The organism is Calothrix sp. CCY 0018 (assembly GCF_963920925.1).
In the GTDB taxonomy this organism is placed as follows: Bacteria; Cyanobacteriota; Cyanobacteriia; order Cyanobacteriales; family Nostocaceae; genus Rivularia.
Genome location: NZ_CAWUDI010000013.1, coordinates 21,956 through 42,588 on the forward strand (window position 1 = coordinate 21,956; position 20,633 = coordinate 42,588).

The 20,633-nt window shown below is 40.8% G+C and carries 17 protein-coding genes, 1 tRNA gene and 1 other annotated feature; of the genes, 14 read left to right on the forward strand and 4 right to left on the reverse strand.

Annotated features, from left to right (window positions below):
* Nucleotides 1-381: 381 nt before the first annotated feature.
* Both ACM03V_RS11490 and ACM03V_RS11495 read left to right on the forward strand, forming a co-directional pair.
* Nucleotides 382-1,701 (forward strand): efflux RND transporter periplasmic adaptor subunit, encoded by a 1,320-nt coding sequence (locus ACM03V_RS11490; RefSeq protein WP_414620917.1) that lies wholly within the window; start codon nucleotides 382-384, stop codon nucleotides 1,699-1,701.
* Between the two features lie 72 nt (nucleotides 1,702-1,773).
* On the forward strand, nucleotides 1,774-4,962 hold the full coding sequence (locus ACM03V_RS11495; protein ID WP_414620918.1) for an efflux RND transporter permease subunit: 3,189 nt from the start codon (nucleotides 1,774-1,776) through the stop codon (nucleotides 4,960-4,962).
* Nucleotides 4,963-5,123: 161 nt separating this feature from the next.
* Here the strand turns inward: ACM03V_RS11495 and ACM03V_RS11500 are convergent, their stop codons facing one another.
* A complete protein-coding gene (locus ACM03V_RS11500) occupies nucleotides 5,124-6,101 on the reverse strand; it encodes a glycosyltransferase family 2 protein (protein ID WP_414620919.1) in 978 nt (325 codons plus the stop codon).
* 257 nt (nucleotides 6,102-6,358) lie between these two features.
* Between ACM03V_RS11500 and rplS the strand changes: the two genes are divergently transcribed.
* The 8 genes from rplS (at nucleotide 6,359) to rplL (ending at nucleotide 10,837) form a co-directional block, all read left to right on the forward strand.
* Nucleotides 6,359-6,721: a 50S ribosomal protein L19 gene (gene rplS / locus ACM03V_RS11505; protein ID WP_414620920.1), complete on the forward strand. Its 363-nt coding sequence runs from the start codon at nucleotides 6,359-6,361 to the stop codon at nucleotides 6,719-6,721.
* A 171-nt stretch (nucleotides 6,722-6,892) separates the two neighbouring features.
* Nucleotides 6,893-6,965 (forward strand) — tRNA-Trp (locus ACM03V_RS11510).
* 204 nt (nucleotides 6,966-7,169) lie between these two features.
* The gene (gene secE, locus ACM03V_RS11515) at nucleotides 7,170-7,397 is read left to right on the forward strand and encodes a preprotein translocase subunit SecE (protein WP_414620921.1); all 228 of its coding nucleotides are present in this window, start codon (nucleotides 7,170-7,172) and stop codon (nucleotides 7,395-7,397) included.
* On the forward strand, nucleotides 7,394-8,038 hold the full coding sequence (gene nusG / locus ACM03V_RS11520) for a transcription termination/antitermination protein NusG (RefSeq protein WP_414620922.1): 645 nt from the start codon (nucleotides 7,394-7,396) through the stop codon (nucleotides 8,036-8,038). Before secE ends, nusG begins: the two co-directional genes overlap by 4 nt.
* A gap of 6 nt (nucleotides 8,039-8,044) precedes the next feature.
* On the forward strand, nucleotides 8,045-8,470 hold the full coding sequence (gene rplK, locus ACM03V_RS11525) for a 50S ribosomal protein L11 (protein WP_414620923.1): 426 nt from the start codon (nucleotides 8,045-8,047) through the stop codon (nucleotides 8,468-8,470).
* 215 nt (nucleotides 8,471-8,685) lie between these two features.
* Nucleotides 8,686-9,396 carry a 50S ribosomal protein L1 gene (gene rplA, locus ACM03V_RS11530; protein WP_414620924.1) on the forward strand — a complete coding sequence of 237 codons (711 nt, stop codon included), beginning with the start codon at nucleotides 8,686-8,688 and terminating at the stop codon, nucleotides 9,394-9,396.
* Between the two features lie 92 nt (nucleotides 9,397-9,488).
* Nucleotides 9,489-9,709, forward strand: a sequence feature (ribosomal protein L10 leader region).
* Nucleotides 9,710-9,742: 33 nt separating this feature from the next.
* Nucleotides 9,743-10,330, forward strand: coding sequence for a 50S ribosomal protein L10 (gene rplJ, locus ACM03V_RS11535; protein ID WP_414620925.1), 588 nt, complete (start codon nucleotides 9,743-9,745; stop codon nucleotides 10,328-10,330).
* 102 nt (nucleotides 10,331-10,432) lie between these two features.
* The gene (gene rplL, locus ACM03V_RS11540; protein ID WP_414620926.1) at nucleotides 10,433-10,837 is read left to right on the forward strand and encodes a 50S ribosomal protein L7/L12; all 405 of its coding nucleotides are present in this window, start codon (nucleotides 10,433-10,435) and stop codon (nucleotides 10,835-10,837) included.
* A gap of 160 nt (nucleotides 10,838-10,997) precedes the next feature.
* Here the strand turns inward: rplL and ACM03V_RS11545 are convergent, their stop codons facing one another.
* Nucleotides 10,998-12,788 carry a protein kinase domain-containing protein gene (locus ACM03V_RS11545; RefSeq protein ID WP_414620927.1) on the reverse strand — a complete coding sequence of 597 codons (1,791 nt, stop codon included), beginning with the start codon at nucleotides 12,786-12,788 and terminating at the stop codon, nucleotides 10,998-11,000.
* Nucleotides 12,789-13,241: 453 nt separating this feature from the next.
* On the opposite strand from ACM03V_RS11545, the gene ACM03V_RS11550 reads away from it, so the two are divergent.
* The gene (locus tag ACM03V_RS11550; RefSeq protein WP_414620928.1) at nucleotides 13,242-13,481 is read left to right on the forward strand and encodes a pentapeptide repeat-containing protein; all 240 of its coding nucleotides are present in this window, start codon (nucleotides 13,242-13,244) and stop codon (nucleotides 13,479-13,481) included.
* A 249-nt stretch (nucleotides 13,482-13,730) separates the two neighbouring features.
* On the opposite strand, the gene ACM03V_RS11555 is transcribed toward ACM03V_RS11550, so the two are convergent.
* Nucleotides 13,731-16,226, reverse strand: coding sequence for an ATP-dependent Clp protease ATP-binding subunit (locus ACM03V_RS11555; protein WP_414620929.1), 2,496 nt, complete (start codon nucleotides 16,224-16,226; stop codon nucleotides 13,731-13,733).
* Nucleotides 16,227-16,632: 406 nt separating this feature from the next.
* Nucleotides 16,633-17,187 (reverse strand): ribosomal protein S18-alanine N-acetyltransferase, encoded by a 555-nt coding sequence (gene rimI / locus ACM03V_RS11560; protein WP_414620930.1) that lies wholly within the window; start codon nucleotides 17,185-17,187, stop codon nucleotides 16,633-16,635.
* Nucleotides 17,188-17,284: 97 nt separating this feature from the next.
* Between rimI and lysA the strand changes: the two genes are divergently transcribed.
* The 3 genes from lysA (at nucleotide 17,285) to ACM03V_RS11575 (ending at nucleotide 20,536) form a co-directional block, all read left to right on the forward strand.
* Complete coding sequence (lysA, locus tag ACM03V_RS11565) at nucleotides 17,285-18,700, forward strand: diaminopimelate decarboxylase (RefSeq protein WP_414620931.1); 1,416 nt, start codon at nucleotides 17,285-17,287, stop codon at nucleotides 18,698-18,700.
* Between the two features lie 169 nt (nucleotides 18,701-18,869).
* Nucleotides 18,870-19,790 carry a diadenylate cyclase CdaA gene (gene cdaA, locus ACM03V_RS11570; protein ID WP_414620932.1) on the forward strand — a complete coding sequence of 307 codons (921 nt, stop codon included), beginning with the start codon at nucleotides 18,870-18,872 and terminating at the stop codon, nucleotides 19,788-19,790.
* A complete protein-coding gene (locus ACM03V_RS11575) occupies nucleotides 19,787-20,536 on the forward strand; it encodes an isoprenyl transferase (protein WP_414620933.1) in 750 nt (249 codons plus the stop codon). The genes cdaA and ACM03V_RS11575 overlap by 4 nt, the downstream gene beginning before the upstream one ends.
* Nucleotides 20,537-20,633 lie beyond the last annotated feature (97 nt).

A 20,633-nucleotide genomic window follows, 5' to 3' on the forward strand; every position in this document is an offset into this window, starting at 1 on the left:
ACTTTCATAAAATTTTCTTAAAAAACAGTTAATTTGGTTACAATAACGTAAAAATATTACTACTTAAATTAAAAAAAAATAAGTGAAAAAAGTCACGATTTAGTCAGTAGAATTTATGACTTGCGGTATAGTAAGGATTATTTGACAGGATTTATAATACCTAGTAATTGCATAATCAGATATCACTTTAAGTTCCATATCTATATTTATTAAAACTTACGCAGCGATAACCCACACCCTCCGGGTGAAAACGGAAAGTATGGTGTTCTAAACATTAATATCCCCTCAACCTCCCCTTAAAAAGTGGGGTTTTGCGTAAGTCCTATTTATTAAAAATTATTGGAAATCAACAGTTTTATTAGACAAACTATAATCAAAAAAATGCCGCATAAAGAGACAAGCAAACAACAAAATAATAATTTTTTCTTATCAGGATATCGCTTGCTCCCTTTTTCTGGTGGATTAATTGCCTGTGTTTTAAGTTTAGGACTTTTAAGTACAAGTTGCGGCTCGCTTCCCCCCGAATCGGCTGATGCTCAATCTCAACGTCGGGGTAGGGAAGGGAAAAAAGGTGGTGCAACGGCTGTGGATGTGGCGATCGCTCGCACAAGTTCATTACAGCAAGAACAATCCTTAACGGGTACTACTACACCTTTTCGTACAGTCTCATTACGTTCGCAAGTAGAAGGGCGGCTTTTAGCCTTGAATGTAGATGTAGGAGATAAAGTCGATCGAGGACAAGTTATTGGGCAAATAGATGATGCTCTGTTGAGAACAACAATAAATCAAGCAGAAGCAGAATTAGCATCTTTGAAATCAGAAGTTGCACGCATCAACGCTCAGATAAGCAACGCTCGTACAGAAGTAGAAAGAACCCGGTTGCAACTGCAACAACAGCAAGCAGATTCTCAAAGACAGCAGAAACTCGCTGAAGTTGGTGCGATCGCCAAGCAAACAGCCGAACAAGCCCGTACAGAAGCGCAAACCGCCGCTCAAGTTCTTCGTGCTGCTCAAGAAAGCGTTCGAGTAGAACAGCAAACCCTCGCTGCGGCTGAAGGTAGAGTTGTAGCTCAACAAGCGGCAGTTGCAGAAGCTCAAGAAAGGCGTTCTTATGCAAGACTAATATCACCGATTTCTGGCGCAGTTTTGGTAAGAGTAACGGAACCGGGTAATCTTCTCCAACCAGGGAATGAAGTCTTGCAAATAGGGGACTTCAATCGCGTAAAAGTGGAAGTTCAAGTTTCAGAATTAGAATTAGCAAAAATAAAAGTTGGACAATCCGTACAAGTGCGTTTAGATGCTTTCCCCAACCAAACATACCCTGGAAAAGTTACTCGTATTTCCCCAGCAGCAGATCCAACTGCTCGACTAGTACCAGTAGAAGTAGTTATTCCGAATCAAAATGGTCAGATTAGCAGCGGTTTATTAGCACGGGTTGATTTTACATCTCAAGAACAAGCAAGAGTTGTAATACCCCAGACAGCATTACAACAAGGAAAAATATTTGTTCTAAATTCAAGCTCTTCAGAAGAAAAACCCAAAGTTTCAGCAAGAGAGGTAACTGTAGGAAAAAAGGTTGATGGCAAAGTAGAAATTTTATCTGGATTGCAACCAGGGGAAAAATTTGTAGCTCGTAGTGGAGAACCTTTAAAAGATGGTGCGGCTGTACGTCTTTCAATTCTTTCCGAAAAAGGCGAATAAGTTGTTAGTTGTTAGTGGTTAGTAGTTAGTAGTTAGTTGATAACTGTTCATTGATAATTGATAATTGAAAATATGCAGCAGGTCAACCAAAACGGATTTAGTATTAGCGGTGTTTCTATCCGTCAGCATATCGGTACGCTGATGCTGACGCTGGCAGTGATTGTTTTAGGTATGTTTTTTGTCCTAAGATTACCAGTAGATTTACTGCCATCAATTACCTATCCTCGAATTGGCGCACGTCTAGAAGCACCGGGAATTTCTCCAGACGTGGGAGTTGATGAAATTACCAGACCATTGGAAGAAGCTTTTGCAGCTACAGAAGGTGTGATTCAGGTATATTCTCAAACTCGTGAAGGAAGAATAAGTGTAGATATGTACTTTCAACCGGGGGGTAACATCGACCAAGCTCTCAACGATGCGACTGCTGCATATAACAGAGCTAGAAGCCGTCTACCAGATACTCTTGAAGCACCGCGTATTTTCAAATTCGACCCTTCCCAATTACCAGTTTACGAATTTGCCTTGACTTCACCTTCCTTAAAAGGAGTTGACTTGCGTGTATTTGCAGAAGAAGAACTCGCTCGCGAACTCGGTGTAGTTCCAGGGGTTGCAGGGGTAGATGTATCGGGAGGACTTCAAGAAGAAGTTAGGGTAAATATTGACTTAAACCGCTTGCAGGCTTTAGGTGTAGGTTTAAATGACGTACTTGATGAACTAAGAACCCGCAATCAAGATATTTCTGGTGGAAGAATTACTGGTGAAAATTCCGAACCGTTAATCCGTACTGTAGGACGTTTTCAAGATGCTGAAGAACTTAAAAATCTTTCTTTTGAAGTTTCTTCCACCGATACCACTTCACCAACTCAACGGGTTTATCTGCGAGATTTTGCTCAAGTTATAGATGGTGCCCAAGAACAGCGAGTGTTCGTTTTGCTTAATGGCAAAGAAGCGGTCAAACTCAGCGTCCAGAAGCAGCCAGATGCTAATACAATTAACGTTGTAGATGATGTCAAAAAGCGTTTAGAACAATTAAAACAATCCGGTGTAATTCCAGAAGGAACGGTAATTACAACTACTTCGGATGAATCAAAATTTATCAGCAACTCCATATCTAACGTTGCAACTTCCGGTTTAATTGGCACCCTCCTTGCTGCGATCGCGGTTTTATTATTTCTTGGTTCGATCCGTCAAACGTTGATTATCGTGCTGGCAATTCCCTTGGCTACTTTAGCTGCAATTATTTTGATGGGAATATTTGGCTTATCTCTCAATGTTTTTAGTTTGGGTGGTTTGGCTTTGGGTGTGGGGATTGTCGTTGATAACTCCATCGTCATGTTGGAGAATATTGCCGAGGGTGCGGGGATGACTCCTGGTAAAAATACAAAAACTCGTTTGAGTCCGCATCAATTAATTAATCAAGCCGAAAAAAGTAGCAAGGAAGTTGAATCGGCATTAATTGCTTCCACCAGTACAAACTTAGTTGCAGTATTGCCATTTATATTAATCGGTGGCTTTATTTCGCTGTTATTTAACGAGTTAATTCTGACAATTAGCTTTTCTATTGCAGCTTCTATTTTAATTGCAGTTACCGTTGTACCGATGATGACATCTCGGTTATTAGCTTGGAGATGGTCGAGTCGTTTGAATGAATTTTGGCTACTAAGTCAGTTTAATCGACGTTTTGAAGACGCAACCAAAGGATACGGTAATTTTCTAGGGAAAGTGCTGCGTTTTCGATTGTTAGCAATTGGGTTGGCTATTCTGGTTTTTGGCGGAAGCAGTTTATGGATGATTCCTCAAATCCCGCAAGAAATTTTACCCCGCATCAGTACCGGACAAGCTAACTTATTTGCTCAGTTTCCTCCCGGTACACCATTAGAAACAAACCAAAAAGTTATGGCTGCGGTAGATGATGTTTTACTCAAACAGCCAGAAACCGAGTATGCTTTTACTACCTCTGGAGGAGCGCTGTTTGGTACTAGTACCAGCGAAAATCCACTCCGGGGTTCGAGTACCATTACCTTGAAATCCCGTACCGATGTAGAAGCTTATGTAGAAAAACTTGATGCCGAATTTGAGAAGCTCAATTTAGCAGGAATTCGTTTGCGTATCAGTCCCGGTGCAGTTCGGGGTTTGATACTAAGTAATTCTCCCGTGCGCGGTGCAGATGTTGATATCATTTTGCAAGGAAATGACTCTCAATCCTTAGAAGAAGCAGGAAGACAAGTCTTAGCTGCGGTGGAGGAGCAAGTCCCCTTAGCTAGATTCCGTCCCGATGCCGATCCCCCTCAACCAGAAATTCAAATTCTTCCTAACTGGGAACGAGTTGCAGCAGTAGGATTAACCGCTCAACAAATTGGCGACACAATTCAAACTGCGATTGAAGGTAGTACACCGACTCAGCTACAGCGCGATAACCGTTTGGTAGATATACGAGTGCAGTTAGATGAGGACTCAATAAAATCTTCTTCCGAACTGGCAAGATTACCTTTATTTGTTGATAATAACCGTCAAGTGCGCTTGAGTGATGTTGCCGAAATTGTTGATGGTGAAGCACCCGGAGAAATTCAGCGGATTAACCAGCGTCAGGTTTATATTATTGCCGGTAATTTATCTGAAGGAGCCAGCCTTAGCGAAGCGACAAAACAGGTGAATTCCGTACTCGCTAATTTGGATTTACCTCAAGGTGTGTCGGTATTACCCAGTTCCGCAGCACAAGCCAATCAGCAGCTGCAAAATTCTTTAAAACTGTTGGGAGGATTAGCCGCATTTCTAGTATTTGTAGTCATGGCAGTGCAGTACAATTCCCTCGTAGACCCCTTAGTAATTATGTTTACAATTCCTTTGGCATTAGCTGGGGGTATTTTCGGACTTTATATTACTCAAACGGCGATCGGTGCAACAGTAATCGTTGGTGCTGTGTTGCTGGTGGGAATTGTCGTTAATAACGCCATCATTATGGTAGAGCTAGCAAATCAAATTCGCGAACAAAAAGGAATTGACCGTCAAAGCGCAATTTTGCAAGCTGCACCTCAACGCTTGCGTCCGGTATTAATGACTACCATTACCACAGTTTTAGGTATGTTTCCCCTAGCATTAGGAATCGGAGAAGGTTCGGAATTTTTGCAACCTTTGGGTGTAGTAGTATTTTCCGGGTTGTCATTAGCAACGCTTTTAACCTTATTTGTCATTCCTTGTTTTTATATTTTGTTACACGATTTGTTTGCTGGGAAATTAATTCGGGTAATGGCGAATAGGTAATTGGGCATTGGGCATTGGTAATTGGGCATGAAATGTAGATGATGTGGAAAATAGCAAGGGAGCAAGATACTTCCACTACTAATATTTTTTAGTGACTCTTACCAATTACCAATTACCATAAATATAATTTTTAAAATAAGCATAAATAACCGAAAATAAATTCAGTTTTTTTTTGATGATTCGATTAAGACAATTTTACGTAGATGGGGACTGTTTAAATTTCCGCGACGTGCCATAATTGAAGTAAGTAAAAGTCTCCAAGCTGTTAAAGATAAAACGGAAGTGTTGGCTAATTGAAGAAAAATTTTCAGCTTTTTTTGCTTTAATGCAGCTATTGCCCAATGCAGTTTCAAGTAATCTTTAATATCCTCTAAAGCTGGAATTTCGGAGCGGTGTTTTTCGTCAACTAAAGCGTAAATCTTCTCTTTCATTGAGATATTGGTATTCAAACGCTTTTTTAGATATATTTTTTGATCGTATCCTCCAGCCCAAATTGTTCGGTAAGCTAAACATTGATTTAAGAAAATAGCATTTCCAAATTGAGCAATACGAATCCAAGAATCAATATCATCGCATCCAGTTAATTTTGTATCCCATCCACCACTTTTTAAAAAAGCTTCACGAGTACAAGCTACTTGAACTGGGGTACCAAACGGTAATCTTTCCAGAAGCATACCGTAATGAATATCAACTTGAGGTACGTAAAAAGCCAATCCCGGACCTAATACAGGTGTACGAGTGACTTCAACCTCCAATTCATTCACCTGAGCTGCCACACAAGAGCAGATTACGGCATTTTCACAAAGTGCGATCGCGCTTTGCATTTCCTCCAGACAATTAAGAGCCAGATAATCGTCATCATCTAAAAATTTAATCCACTCACCTTTAGCTTTAGAAATCCCAGCATTTACCGTTGCAGCATGACCAGAATTACTACTGTTACAAAGGTAAACTAATCGCTGCTGTTGTTCTAATGGCAACTGTTTGCGAAAATTTTCGACATATTCACAACTACCGTCACAAGAACAATCATCAGCAACAATCACTTCGCACTTAAGAGTTTGGTTAAGGGCAGAGTTAATTGCTCGTTTGAGTAAATCTAAACGGTTATAGGTTGTAATCACAACGCTAAATTTCATACACTCAATACTCTAAATACAGCGCCATAAACTACCGAACTTAAAAATAAATTCTGCTTCATACAGAAAATTCTGGCAATATTGGCTGCAATATCTAAAATAAAGGTTTGAAATAAGTGGACTAAAACATCGATATTGATTTATTATTAGCGATTGTGAGATTTGAACACAACCCATAACGACTGGCATTAAAATCGGCGAGTCGTTCCTTATCCCTAACTGCAAAGTAAGGGACTTGCAAACCTTGGAGAATTTAGATGAACGTACAGCAAATAATCCGCGATATAGAAGCGGAACAACTCAAAACAGATTTACCAATAATCTACGTGGGTGACACTGTAAGAGTTGGAGTAAAAATCAAAGAAGGCGAAAAATTCCGCGTACAGCCCTACGAGGGAGTTGTAATTTCCATGCGTAATGGTGGAATTAACGAAACTATTACAGTTCGCAAAGTATTTCAAGGCGTTGGCGTTGAAAGGGTTTTTCTCGTGCATTCTCCCCGCATCGATAACATCAAAGTAATACGTCGTGGTAAAGTACGACGCGCTAAACTTTATTATCTACGCAAGCGGATCGGCAAAGCTACTCGTATTCAGCAACGCTTCGATCGCTCATTATGATTTAAATGAACATTCACCGTAGACGTGAAAATCATTACAATAGCGGCATCTATCGCCGCTGTTCATTAATTTCTTTAATTTCTATAATTTTTAGAAAAAAAGGATCTATTAATGTCACAATTGAGTTAAACTATATAAGACTGACATCGAACAGTCATTAAAAAAGCTTGTGCGCTCTTAGTTCAGTTGGTAGAACGTAGGTCTCCAAAACCTAATGTCGGGGGTTCAAGTCCTCCAGGGCGCGCTCAAAAATAAAATCCAGCCCGGAAACTTTGCAGCTACAACTGTAAAATCAGTTTTACTGATAGTTTCGGGTTGATTTTGTTTTTATAGCAGCTTTAACTTTATATATTTTAGTTATAAATATTGGTTCTATTTAAAGCTGTTACTATTAATGTTAATGAAAAGAAAAGTGTAACAAGTAAGGATAGGGGGAGAGTTTCATATTGTGGCCAAAAAGAACGAAGCACAGATTCAAGAATTGAATAGCAGCGGGTTTAGTCTCGGTAACTTCTTTAAAGGAACTAGAGAGGAGTTTGATAAAGTCGTTTGGCCTTCTCGAAAACAGCTCGTCAGTGAATCCGCAGCGGTGCTGTTAATGGTAACTCTTTCCGCTACAGTTATATTTTTCGTAGATAAATTCTTTGCTTGGGCAGCAACAGTAATATTTAAATGAATTCTGCAACAGACGAAGACCGTAATTCGCCGTTGCAGTCAGAGGAAGTAGATGCACCATCAAATGATGGCAGCGTGCGCTCAGCTCGCTGGTTTGCAGTGCAAGTAGCCTCTGGCTGCGAGAAGCGTGTAAAAACCAACTTGGAGCAGCGTATTCAAACTTTTGATGTCGCTGATAAAATCATCCAAGTCGAAATTCCACACACGCCAACAGTTAAGATTCGTAAAGATGGTAGTCGCTACAGTACAGAAGAAAAGGTATTTCCTGGCTATGTACTGGTAAAAATGCAAATGGAAGATGATATATGGCAGGTAGTGCGAAACACTCCCCATGTAATTAACTTCGTAGGAGCAGAACAAAAGCGCGGTACGGGTAGAGGGCGCGGACACGTAAAACCGTTGCCGCTTTCCCATAGTGAAGTTGAAAGAATCTTCAAACAAGCTACCGAACAAGAGCCAGTATTGAAAATTGACATGGCTGCTGGTGATAAGATAATGGTGCTTTCAGGTCCGTTTAAAGATTTTGAAGGTGAAGTTATCGAAGTCAGTCCGGAAAGAAGTAAGCTCAAAGCATCACTTTCGATTTTCGGAAGAGACACCCCAGTAGAATTGGAATTCAATCAAGTAGAGAAACAAAGCTAGTAAGCAATGGCGAAGAAAATAACAGCGATTATTAAACTGGCTCTGCAAGCTGGGAAAGCCAACCCAGCACCGCCAGTGGGACCTGCTCTAGGTCAGCACGGCGTTAACATCATGATGTTCTGTAAGGAGTACAACGCCAAAACAGCCGATAAAGCTGGAACGGTGATTCCTGTCGAAATTTCGGTTTTTGAAGACCGGAGTTTTACATTTATCTTAAAAACTCCTCCTGCATCTGTGTTAATTACCAAAGCAGCCAAAATTGACAAAGGTTCGGCAGAACCGAGAAAAGTTAAAGTTGGTTCCATCACAAAAGACCAATTGCGAGAAATCGCCGAAACCAAAATGCCCGATTTGAACGCCAACGACATCGAAGCGGCGATGAAAATCATTGCAGGTACCGCTCGTAATATGGGCGTAACGGTAACAGATTGAGAAGGTTAAAGGTCAAAGGTATAAAACTTTGATCGATGTTTTTTAGGAGTTATGAGTTATGAATTTATAACTAATCATTAGCAACTAACTACTAATCACTAACCACTAACACTTAATCCAAAATCCGTTAGCGGAGCGTGTCCGTAAGGACATAATCCAAAATCTAAAATTTATTTGGGGGAGAGAAGCAATCTCGTTTTACCCCAGGAGAAAACATGGCAAATAATAAATTATCGCGTCGCATGAAGACGCTGCTTGAGAAAGTCGAAGATAAAGACTACGAACCGATAGAAGCTTTAAGTTTGCTCAAAGATACGGCAACGGCAAAGTTTCCGGAAGCAGCCGAAGCGCATATTCGTTTAGGAATCGATCCTAAGTATACAGACCAGCAGTTACGGACAACAGTAGTACTGCCAAAGGGAACCGGACAAACAATCCGAGTGGCAGTAATTGCACGAGGTGAAAAAGTAGCAGAAGCGACTAATGCTGGTGCAGATATAGTAGGTTCGGAAGAATTAATTACCGAAATTCAGCAAGGAAGAATGGATTTCGACAAGTTGATTGCTACACCCGACGTGATGCCACAGGTAGCAAAACTTGGTAAATTATTAGGTCCTCGTGGTTTGATGCCATCTCCAAAAGGTGGAACCGTCACAAACGATCTTGCGGGAGCAATTGAGGAATTCAAAGCTGGTAAATTAGAATACCGAGCCGACCGTACAGGCATAGTTCATGTAATGTTTGGTAAAGCTTCTTTTACCCCAGAAGACTTATTAGTAAACTTGAAGGCGTTACAGGAAAGTATCGATCGTAACCGTCCTTCGGGAGCTAAAGGTCGCTATTGGCGTACTGTTTATGTATCTGCCACGATGGGGCCATCCATTCGAGTTGATACCAACTCTTTACGCGATATGAAGATGGTTTAGGTCATTTAACTCGGAAAAAAAATAGTTGACTTTGACCAATTTTGAGTTATGATTTATGAGTTATCAATTCTTAACTCCTAACTCTTAACTCTTAACTAAATAAATAACAGCCAGAGACAGCAGGTGCTTGAACAAAAGCTTAATTCCCTGCCTAGGTTTACTCCTTAATTGTGTTTCATTTCTGATCGTAATGGTTAAGATATGATGTCAAAAGGATTTTATAAGAGCGTAGAGAAACGTTTTTATAAATATTAAACCTTGGAAAACCTCGATTAAACCCTGGCTGTTGCAGTCAGGGTTTTGTTGTTTTTAAGGTTAATAAAAGCCATGAAGGAGGTGATATGAAATGGGTAGAACGCTAGAAAATAAGAAAGAGATAGTTTCCGAACTTAAGGGACTTTTGAGCGAGTCTTCCTTAGCACTGGTTATTGATTACGAAGGTTTAAACGTATCGCAAATTACCGATTTGCGTAATCGGATGCGTCCAACTGGTACGGTTTGTAAAAGAACCAAAAATACCTTGATGCGGATTGCTGTTGAAGAAGATACTCAATGGCAGCCAATGACGCAGTATCTTCAAGACTCTTCAGTTTTCTTGCTGGTTAAAGAAGACTTAAAAGACGCTATCACAGCTTACGAAGATTTTCAGAAAGCCACTAAGAAAACAACAATTCGCGGTGGAGTGCTTGAAGGGCAGGCTTTGACAGTAGATCAAGTCAAAGCACTCAAAGATTTGCCTTCCAAGCAAGAGCTTATGGCTCGTATTGCTGGTGGTTTGAATTCTATTGCCACAAAATTGGCAGTTGGAATCAATCAAGTACCAACCAAATTGGCTACAGGTATCAACGAAGTACCAAGTTCTTTGGCACGGGCAATTCAAGCAATATCTCAAAAAGAAGGTTCTGGAGATTCTTCAGATTCTGGAGATTCCTAGAATTTTTTGTTTGTAGTAAGTGGCTTTAGCCCTCTTCAATAAGAATTAAAATCCTTACTACGACTAAAGTTAGAAAAATAACAACAACAAAAGGAGTAGATTATGTCTGCAAAAACCGATGAAATTATGGAAAGCTTGAAATCTTTGAGCTTGCTTGAAGCTTCCGAATTAGTTAAGCAAATCGAAGAAGTATTTGAAGTTGATGCTTCTGCTTCCGGTGGTGGTGGCATGATGATGATGCCTGGAGCAATGCCTGGAGCGCCTGGTGCTGCTGCCGAACCAGAAGAAGAAAAAACTGAATTTGACGTAATACTCGAAGACGTACCAGCCGATAAGAAGATTGCTATCCTCAAGGTTGTACGCGGTATTACAGGCTTAGGCTTGAAAGAAGCTAAAGAAATGGTAGAATCCGCACCTAAAGCAATCAAAGAAGCTATGGCTAAAGATGCTGCTGAAGATGCTAAGAAGCAGCTTGAAGAAGCTGGTGCGAAAGTAACTGTTAAGTAATTAACTTGGGCATAGGGAATGGGGAATGGGGCATGGGGCATGGGGCATTGTAGAGACGTAGCAATGCTACGTCTGTTATTGAGTTAGGAGTTTTAAATAATTAATTCTCCCCCCTCTCCCCCCTCTCCCCCCTCTCCAATGCCCGATGCCCTATGCCCAATTAATGCAAATCCGCTTCCCAAACGGCAATATAAATTCTACCTTCTCTATTACGTTCTATTTCTCCTTTTAAATTTCCTGTTTGAAAAGAATATCTGTTACTTTGGCGCTGATACACTCGCTGCAATCCTTGTTGAATGTCGCCGTTAATATTACCTTTTAACATTCCTTGTAAAGTATTTTGCATCGTGTTTGCTCCTACGGATTGAGCTAAAGATGCTTCTGTTTGTCGTAATTTTCCAGATTGGCGATCGAATAATAAACCTAAGTCTACGTTGGGCTGTAATTTATAAAGATAGGCGCGGGTATTCCATAAACCTTTAGAAACTTTCGTCGGTTGCCCTAAATTTGCTGTAACGTTGCTTTCATCGCTACCTGTAGGAAATACTGGAATATTAGTATTTGCAGTATTATTTTGACTATCATTTTGAGTAACTGGTTTTACGTTTTCTTCTGGCAGTGAATTAGCTGTAGGAGTAGGTTTAGGTTTAGGTTTAAGTTTGGGAGTAGAAAATATTTGCGGTTGGGGTTGTGGTGTAAAAATAGCTGTCGGTTGCCTATTTTCAGGTATTTCTTCAGGTGTTGGTTCGATTATTTGTTCTTGTTGCTGCTGCGGTGGAGCAATTTGTGGCTCTGGTGGTTCAACTTGCTGTTTTGCGGTTGGTTGAATGTTTACAGAAGGTTCGGGAGAAGGAATTACACTATTATCATTATCAATAGTTGGTGGCGGAGTTTGGGATACAACAACATCTTCTTCCGGTTGCTGTTTATTAAAATTAGCAATTGCTATTCCCCCAATTAATCCAGCAGCCAGTAAACCGCCAAAAATTAAACCGGGTTTTAACCAGTTTGGAGAAGTCGTATAATTTGTGGAATTGATATTTTTTCGAGGAATTCCACCGGCAGGAGATACTGCAACTGTTTTTTGAGTTTTTTGATTATTTAGTACGGGTGAAGTAGCCGTAGAAGTATTAGATTGCAAAGCATAAAGCATTTTGCTTGCTGTACTGAAGCGACTACCTATATTTGGATCGATCGCTTGATTGAGAACTGTTTTTAAAGAGGTAGAAATTAAGCGAGCGTCATCTTCCCAGACTATTTTTCCAGTTTCTGGGTTCGTTTCCAATTCTTGGGGATGTTTCCCGGTTAATAAATAAATTGCCGTTAAACCCAAACTATAAATATCGGTAGCAAAAACTGCACGCCCCAAAACCTGTTCGATAGGCATATATCCCGGCGTACCAATTACCATAGATTGCGTAGGATTTCCTGAAGAATTGATTGTGGTACGAATTGTTGCTTTTACCGCACCGAAATCAATTAAAACCGGCTTGTTATTTGAATTACGAAGAATAATATTGTCGGGTTTGATATCGCGGTGAATAATTCCTTTTGAATGAACGTATTCTAAAACCAATAGCAAACTTCGTAGAATATCTCTAACAATTGTTTCATCCAAGCATCCTTGAGCTTCAACAATATTCGTTAAAGTTTGTCCTTGAATCCATTCCTGAACTAAATAAAATAACCCGTTTTCCGAAAAATAGGCGAAAAGATTGGGAATTTGCTCGCTACCTTCACCGAGAAATTCTAAAGTTGTTGCTTCTCGTTCAAAAAGTTGCTGAACCTTTTGATAGGTTTTTGGTTCATCTACGAGCGGTTTAAGTTGCTTAATCACGCAACGTCGGCGAGAAGGAAGATGAGTATCTTCCGCCAAAAAGGTTTCGCCAAACCCACCAGCACCTAATACCTGGATAACTTGATAACGATTGTTCAGTAGCTTTGTTGTCATCTGCTTTAAACGAGGGAATACACCAATCTATGCCGCGAGCCAATATTTAATTTATCTTAAAAACTCAGACGGTGTTGGTGTAGAATTTATCCCGGTTTGATTTTTGATTATTTATTGGGGAGAGAAATTTTTATTTATTGAGATTGATCGGAGTAATTATAAATGTGCCGGGGAATGTAATTAAGAGTCTAATAGCGTAAATCCATAAAAATTCGCATCTTACACTATTCTCAAAACCGCCTTGGAATTTATTCTAAGGCTAATACACAAAGTCTGATAAATCAGTCTGGCTAAGGGTTTTAGGTTATTTTAGTGCGTTTCAACGTACTTTGTATCTGAGCCGCATCAATTGATTTCTCTGCGAGAAAGCCTCCGGCTTACAAGGCGGGAATTTGAGCTTAACAGAAATGGTGCAAGATGTGAATTAAAATGGACTAAAAATATTAAATAAGCATGACTGCTGAGCAATTGTTACAGCGATATACTGCTGGAGAGAGAGCATTTATTGGGATTATCCTCGAACCTGGTACTAACTTGAGTGGTGCTAATTTAAGTGGTACTAACTTTAGCGATGCCGATTTAGCGGAAGCTAATTTTACTGGAGCTATTTTTGATAATACTTCTTTTATTGAATGTACCTGCCGCGATACTATTTGGCGTGATGGAACAGTCATAGAGGATTCTTTTCTTTGACAATAAAAAAGAATATTTTCAGATATTTATGAATGAACTATTTATATTGTTAAATTAAATTTTAAAATCTCTCTCCACCTCTTTCCTCCGCGCCCTCCGCGCTCTCTGCGGTTTTGTCAATCGATAATCTCCGCAAAAACAGAACTAATATACTAATTTATCTGTAAAACAAAAAAAACGGTAGAGAAATGAAATTTCCTACCGCTTCCTAATTATTAAAATTCCAGATAATTACTATCTAAAACTCTATTACCCCTCAACAGCTTGAGGCAAAGCATCATCTTGCTCACCGCTGCTGTCTTCTGGTGTTTTCTCGGCAGTAACAAGGATATTTCCGCCTTCGTCCACATCAACCAAGGCTGTATCACCTTCAGTAATGCGTCCAGAGAGAATTTCTTCAGCAAGACTGTCTTCTAGTAAGCGCATAATTGCCCTACGTAAAGGTCTTGCACCGTAGCTGGGGTTGTAACCTTCTACAAGCAAACGCTCTTTAAAGCGATCGCTCACTTCTAACTGAATACCTTTCTCAACGAGTCGCCCGAATACTTCCTTGAGCATGATATCGGCAATTAACATTACCTCTTCACGGTTCAACTGACGGAAGACGATAATTTCATCCAGACGGTTGAGGAATTCAGGACGGAAGTACTGCTTAAGTTCTTCGTTAACCAAAGACTTAATCCGATTGTACTGAGAGTCGCTAGCGTCTTCGTTCAACTCGAAACCGATACCGCCGCCACCTTTTTCAATTACCTTGGAACCAATGTTAGAAGTTAATATCAACAAGGTGTTTTTGAAGTCTACGGTACGTCCCTTAGCATCCGTCAATCTACCGTCTTCAAGAATTTGAAGCAGCATATTGAATACATCGGGGTGAGCTTTTTCAATTTCGTCGAAAAGCACTACCGTATAAGGTCTACGTCTTACAGCTTCCGTTAACTGACCGCCTTCGTTGTATCCGACATAACCCGGAGGCGAACCAATCAGCTTGCTGACGGTGTGACGCTCCATGAATTCGGACATATCCAGACGAATCATTGCTTCTTCCGAACCGAAGAAGTATGAAGCCAAAGACTTCGCTAATTCAGTTTTACCTACACCAGTAGGCCCGGAGAAAACAAAGCTAGCAATCGGTCGGTTGGGATTTTTCAAACCAACGCGAGCGCGACGAATTGCACGCGAAACTGCTCTTACAGCTTCTTCTTGACCAATCAAACGCTGGTGCAAGGTGTCTTCCATGTGCAGCAATTTCTCGGATTCGGATTCGGTGAGTTTGTTCACCGGAACGCCTGTCCAAGAAGCCACAATGTGAGCAATATCTTCTTCGGTAACTACGGGTTCTTCGCCATTACCACCAGAAGTACCAGCTTTGTTTTGAGCAATAGCGCGAATTTCTGCTTTGATCTCCATTTCGCGATCCCGCAGTTCGCCAGCTTTGTCAAAATCTTGGGAACGTACTGCATCATCCTTTTCTTTGAGGATTTTACGCAGTTCCTTGTCTAACTCTTTAGCTGCGGGTGGCAGTTGGGAGTTAATCAAACGTACCCGAGAACCAGCTTCATCAATTAAGTCAATTGCTTTATCTGGAAGATAGCGATCGCTAATATAACGGTCGGATAATTTAGCCGCCGCTAGCACCGCTTCATCAGAAATTTTCAATTTATGATGTTGTTCGTAACGGTCGCGTAAACCGTATAAAATTTCAATAGTTTCATCTACTGAAGGTTCACCCACCATCACTGGTTGGAAACGACGCTCAAGCGCTGCATCTCGTTCGATGTGCTTGCGGTATTCATCGAGCGTTGTCGCACCGATACACTGCAATTCACCGCGAGCTAAAGCTGGCTTAAGAATGTTGGCTGCATCAATTGCGCCTTCCGCCGCACCAGCACCAATTAAGGTGTGAACTTCGTCGATTACTAAAATTACATTTCCCGCCTGACGGATTTCATCCATGATTTTTTTCAGGCGTTCTTCAAATTCACCCCGATACTTGGTTCCTGCAACAAGCAAGCCAATATCAAGAGTTACTACACGTTTGTCTTCTAAGATATCAGGTATATCTTTGTTTCCAATACGTTGTGCTAGTCCTTCAGCAATGGCAGTTTTACCAACACCAGGTTCCCCAATTAATACCGGGTTATTTTTGGTTCTACGGCCTAAAATTTGGATTACTCGCTCAATCTCCTTAGCGCGTCCAACCACGGGGTCGAGCTTGCCATCTAGAGCCATTTGGGTCAAATTAGAACCAAATTCATCTAGAGTCGGAGTTTTATTGCGTCCAGATTGACCTGTAGACGTAACTTCAGCGGTTTCACCAAGCATACGAATCACTTGGGTTCTGACCTTAGATAGGTCTACACCAAGATTTTCGAGTACTCTAGCTGCTACGCCTTCTCCTTCGCGGATCAAGCCCAACAGTAGATGCTCGGTACCAATATAGTTATGACCTAACTGGCGAGCTTCTTCTAAAGATAGTTCCAGAACTCGCTTTGCCCGTGGGGTAAACGGAATTTCCACAGCGACAAAACCCGAGCCTCGGCCGATAATTTTTTCGACCTCGATTCTGGCATCTTTAAGGTTAACGCCCATTGATTTGAGCACCTTAGCCGCCACGCCAGTTCCCTCGCCTATCAAACCCAAGAGGATTTGTTCGGTGCCAACAAAATTATGCCCAAGGCGGCGAGCCTCTTCTTGAGCAAGCATTATTACCTTGATGGCTTTTTCTGTGAAGCGTTCAAACATAAGGCATTATTCCCATCGCCTGCGTCGTGCCGGTACGCTGATTTTAGCACAGGCAAATCCGATGGGTGTCTGTGAAACTTGTTAGACATCCAAATGCTGGGAACCTACTTGATTGGTTAAGGTTACATATTATTTGTTACTTTTTTGTAGTCAGCGTACTGAGGAGTTTAATTAAGTGCGTTATTTAGCTTGACTACAACCCGTACACACTGAGATTTGGACAATTGTTAAGCCATTAGCCAACAATCACTAATATCAATTTTTTCTATTTCCGTCAAGTTGATTATGAACTTTATAAAAATACTTTATCGTTAGATTAAATATCATTTAATTATTAATAGTAATAATTTTTAAACAAAATTTGGCAATAGGTTAAAGGTTAAAAATATTAACTAACTGGTAACTGCTAACTGGTAACTGCTAACTGCCAGCCTGATTTCCTCAAGCCTTGAAGTACAATACTTTCCCAGTTAGTTAAAGTTTCGGAAAATTCTGGCTTATGTATGCCTCCAAGCCACAGAATTAATGCATCTTCACCGTTATCTTGGTAATAACGTCTTCTTGTTCCTGCTCTCTTAAAGCCAAATTTTTCGTATAGGGCAATTGCTGCTTGATTGGAAGCCCGTACTTCTAAAGTCGCTCTTTCTAAATGGCGATCGCGTGCTGTCTTTATAAGAGAGTAAAGTAAAGCTGCGCCCATTCCCTGACGGTGATATTGAGAATCTATTGCCAAAATTGTAATATGAGCTTCTTCTAAGATTGACCAAAAACAACCCATTCCTAGAAGTTTTTCGCCGGTTTTCTGAGAAAATAAACCTTGGATCTCGCTATTTGGACTATCAAGTTCCCTTTGGTAGCCTTCTCTCGACCATAAGCCGCCAAAGCAAGCTTTATCTAGTTCCAGTATTGCGGACAGATGTTCGCGATCGAGAGATTGAATTTTTAGCTCAAATAAGTTCACTTTTATTGGTTATAGTACATCGCCCTTTGTACACTGGGTAACGGGAGATAAATGTCGCCCAGAATTCAAAACATCCAATTTATCAATCTATATCGTTATGGTATCGACTTACCCGGCTGGGGTTCAAACAAATGGTAGTAATTTTATACTATCGAAAGAAGAAAAAGAAAGTGTTTCGCCGAATCAATCACTCCTACCTTTGACTGCTTCTATTAATAAGAATGACAATTTAGAAATAGGAGGTTGTGATGTAACTACCTTAGTGAAGCAGTTTGGTTCTCCACTATATATTCTGGACGAAGAAAGCTTGCGAACTGCTTGCCGCCAGTATCGCGATAGTTTTAAGCAATACTATAAAGGTGAATCCCAAGTATTGTACGCTTCTAAAGCATGGAATTGTTTGGCAGTGTGCGCCATTGTTACATCTGAAAATTTAGGAATAGATGTAGCTTCCGGAGGTGAATTATATACAGCAATACAAAGTGGTGCGAATGGCGATAAGATTTACCTACACAGCAATAATAAGTCTCGTGATGAACTGCAAATCGCTGTGGAATCCGGTTGTACTGTTGTGGTAGATAACTGGCATGAATTAAATACTTTGGTAAAACTCGCGGCGGATGATAGTTATTCAAGCTATGCACCGTACCGGATTATGCTGCGTCTGACTCCTGGTATTGATTGTCATACCCACGATTACATCCGCACGGGACAGTTAGATAGTAAATTTGGTTTCGATCCCAATGCTCTTGACGAGCTGTTTGCTTTCGTCAGCAAGCAAAAATCTTTAAACTGCGTTGGCGTACACGCTCACATCGGCTCGCAAATCTTTGAGCGCCAACCCCATCAAGATTTAGCCGCTCTTATGGTAGAGTGGTTAAAAAAAGCTGCTACTTATAAGATCAACATTACCGAATTAAATGTTGGTGGTGGTTTGGGAATAAGATATATAGAATCCGATGACCCACCGAGTATAGAAGAATGGGTAAAGCCAATTTGCGAGGTAGTTGAACAAACCTGTTCTACCGCGAATATTCCTTTACCAAAAATATTATGCGAACCGGGACGTTCTTTAATTGGTACAGCCTGCGTTACAACATATAGTATTGGTGCATCGAAAGAAATTCCCGGAATACGTAAGTATATCGCTGTAGACGGAGGAATGTCGGACAATCCTCGTCCGATTACTTATCAGTCAATTTATCGAGCGGTGGTAGCGAATAAAATGTCCGTGCCATCTACCGAAAAAGTCACAATTGCTGGTAAACATTGCGAATCGGGAGATATCCTAATTCATGATGCTCAAATTCCACCCACGGAACCGGGAGATACTCTCGTAGTAATGGGAACTGGTGCATATAATTACAGTATGTCATCTAACTACAACCGTTTGCCTCGACCGGCAGCAGTTTTAGTTGGGAATGGTGAAGCAAGCTTAATTTTGCAGCGCGAATCATATCAAGATTTGATTCGTCAAGATTGCTTACCAGAACGGCTCAAAAAAAGCGAATAATAAAGTATTACATCGGCAAAGCAGTACGGTAGCATAAAGGCTGAAAACAAATCAACTATTTTATGCTCTGTACTTCATGCTACTATGCAAGCAAGTTGCCCGGAGGGCATCTATATTATTTATACTTTGAGCAAAATATCCTTCAAACAAAGCGCGTAATCCAGATGTCATGGGGAATTTATGGAAACAATGGCTGGCAAACCTGGGATGGTCGCAGCCCTTGTTAAAGACTCTGGATATCATGTTAGTGCTAGCCCTAACATATATGATGCTAGTAATTATCAGCGAACGTCGCACGCTATGGATGGTGCGGGGATTTATTCTTTTAATGCTAGCTTCGGCAGTAAGTGATTTCTTTGGGCTACAACTGTTAAATTTTGTTTTGCAAAGCCTTGTATATGGTTGTGCTGTAGCAATGGCGATAACTCTTCAGTCAGAGTTTCGCCGCTTTCTAGAACAGTTGGGACGTGGTGAATTTCGGCAGTTGTTTCAAACTTCGAGTTTAGCAGTACCGAAATCGTATAGTGTAATTGATGAAATTGTTGATGCGGTTAGAGAACTTTCCAAGAACCGGATTGGAGCTTTGTTGATTATAGAAACGACTGGTCCAATTGATGAGCGTGATTTTTCCGTGCCGGGAGTTAAGCTGAATGCTGAAGTTTCTAAGGAACTACTGCAAACAATTTTTCAGCCAAAAACTCTTTTGCATGATGGTGCAACGTTGATACGTGGTTCTCGGATTGTATCCAGTGGTATAATTTTACCGCTTTCGGGGCGTACTGCCTCTCGCCAGTTGGGAACGCGGCATCGAGCTGCGATGGGAATTACCGAACGTGTCGAAAATTGTATTTGTGTCGTTGTATCGGAAGAAACAGGTTCTATTTCTCTTGCAGAAAGGGGAACTCTAAATAGACCGCTAACAATCACGAAATTGAGAGATTCCTTGGAGACTTTGTTTTCTCCCGCTGTGGATCGGGAAGCTGTAGCCCCCGGTTTATTCAGTTTAGGTCGTCAAATTCGTGGTAAATCCACCGCATTAATTTCACGTTTACTCGGTTTACCATCGACCGCTTCTCGGGATAAAAAATGACAGCACAATCAACGAATTTAGAATCTTTGCCAAGCGATTTAAAAAAAGAACTATTACCACTACACGTTGCGGTAATCATGGATGGCAATGGTCGATGGGCTAAACGTAGGGGTTTGCCTCGAATTATGGGGCACAAGCGCGGAGTTGATATTCTCAAGGATTTACTCCGCTGCTGTAAAGATTGGGGAATAAAAGCCTTAACAGCTTATGCTTTTTCTACCGAAAACTGGGGTAGACCGCAAGAAGAAGTCGAATTTTTGATGACTTTATTCCAGCGTGTATTGCGTCAAGAACTGCGAGAAATGCTGCAAGAGAACGTCAGAATTGGTTTTGTAGGTAATTTAAAAGCTTTGCCAAATGCCTTGCAAGCAGAAATTAGCCGTTCGATGGAAGAAACCAAAGACAATCGTGGAATTGATTTTAATGTCGCTACCAACTATGGAGGTAGACAAGAAATTATTCAAGCTTGTCGAGCGATCGCCGAAAAAGTAGACAAAGGATTGCTCCAGCCGCACGAAATTGATGAAGCGACATTTGAAGATCATCTTTACACAGCTCAAAACTCCGATCCAGATTTAATTATTCGTACCAGCGGAGAAATGCGCTTGAGTAATTTTCTCTTATGGCAAGCAGCCTACTCAGAAATATATTTTACCGACACATTGTGGCCCGATTTCGACCGCAACGAATTCCGCAAAGCATTATCAGCCTATCAGCAAAGAGACAGAAGGTTTGGGAAAGTTTAAAAATTCGGCATTGGGGATTGGGCATAGAATTTTGGATTTTGGATTTTGGATTTGTAATTCTCCCTTCATCTCCCCATCTTCCCCCTCTCTCCCCATC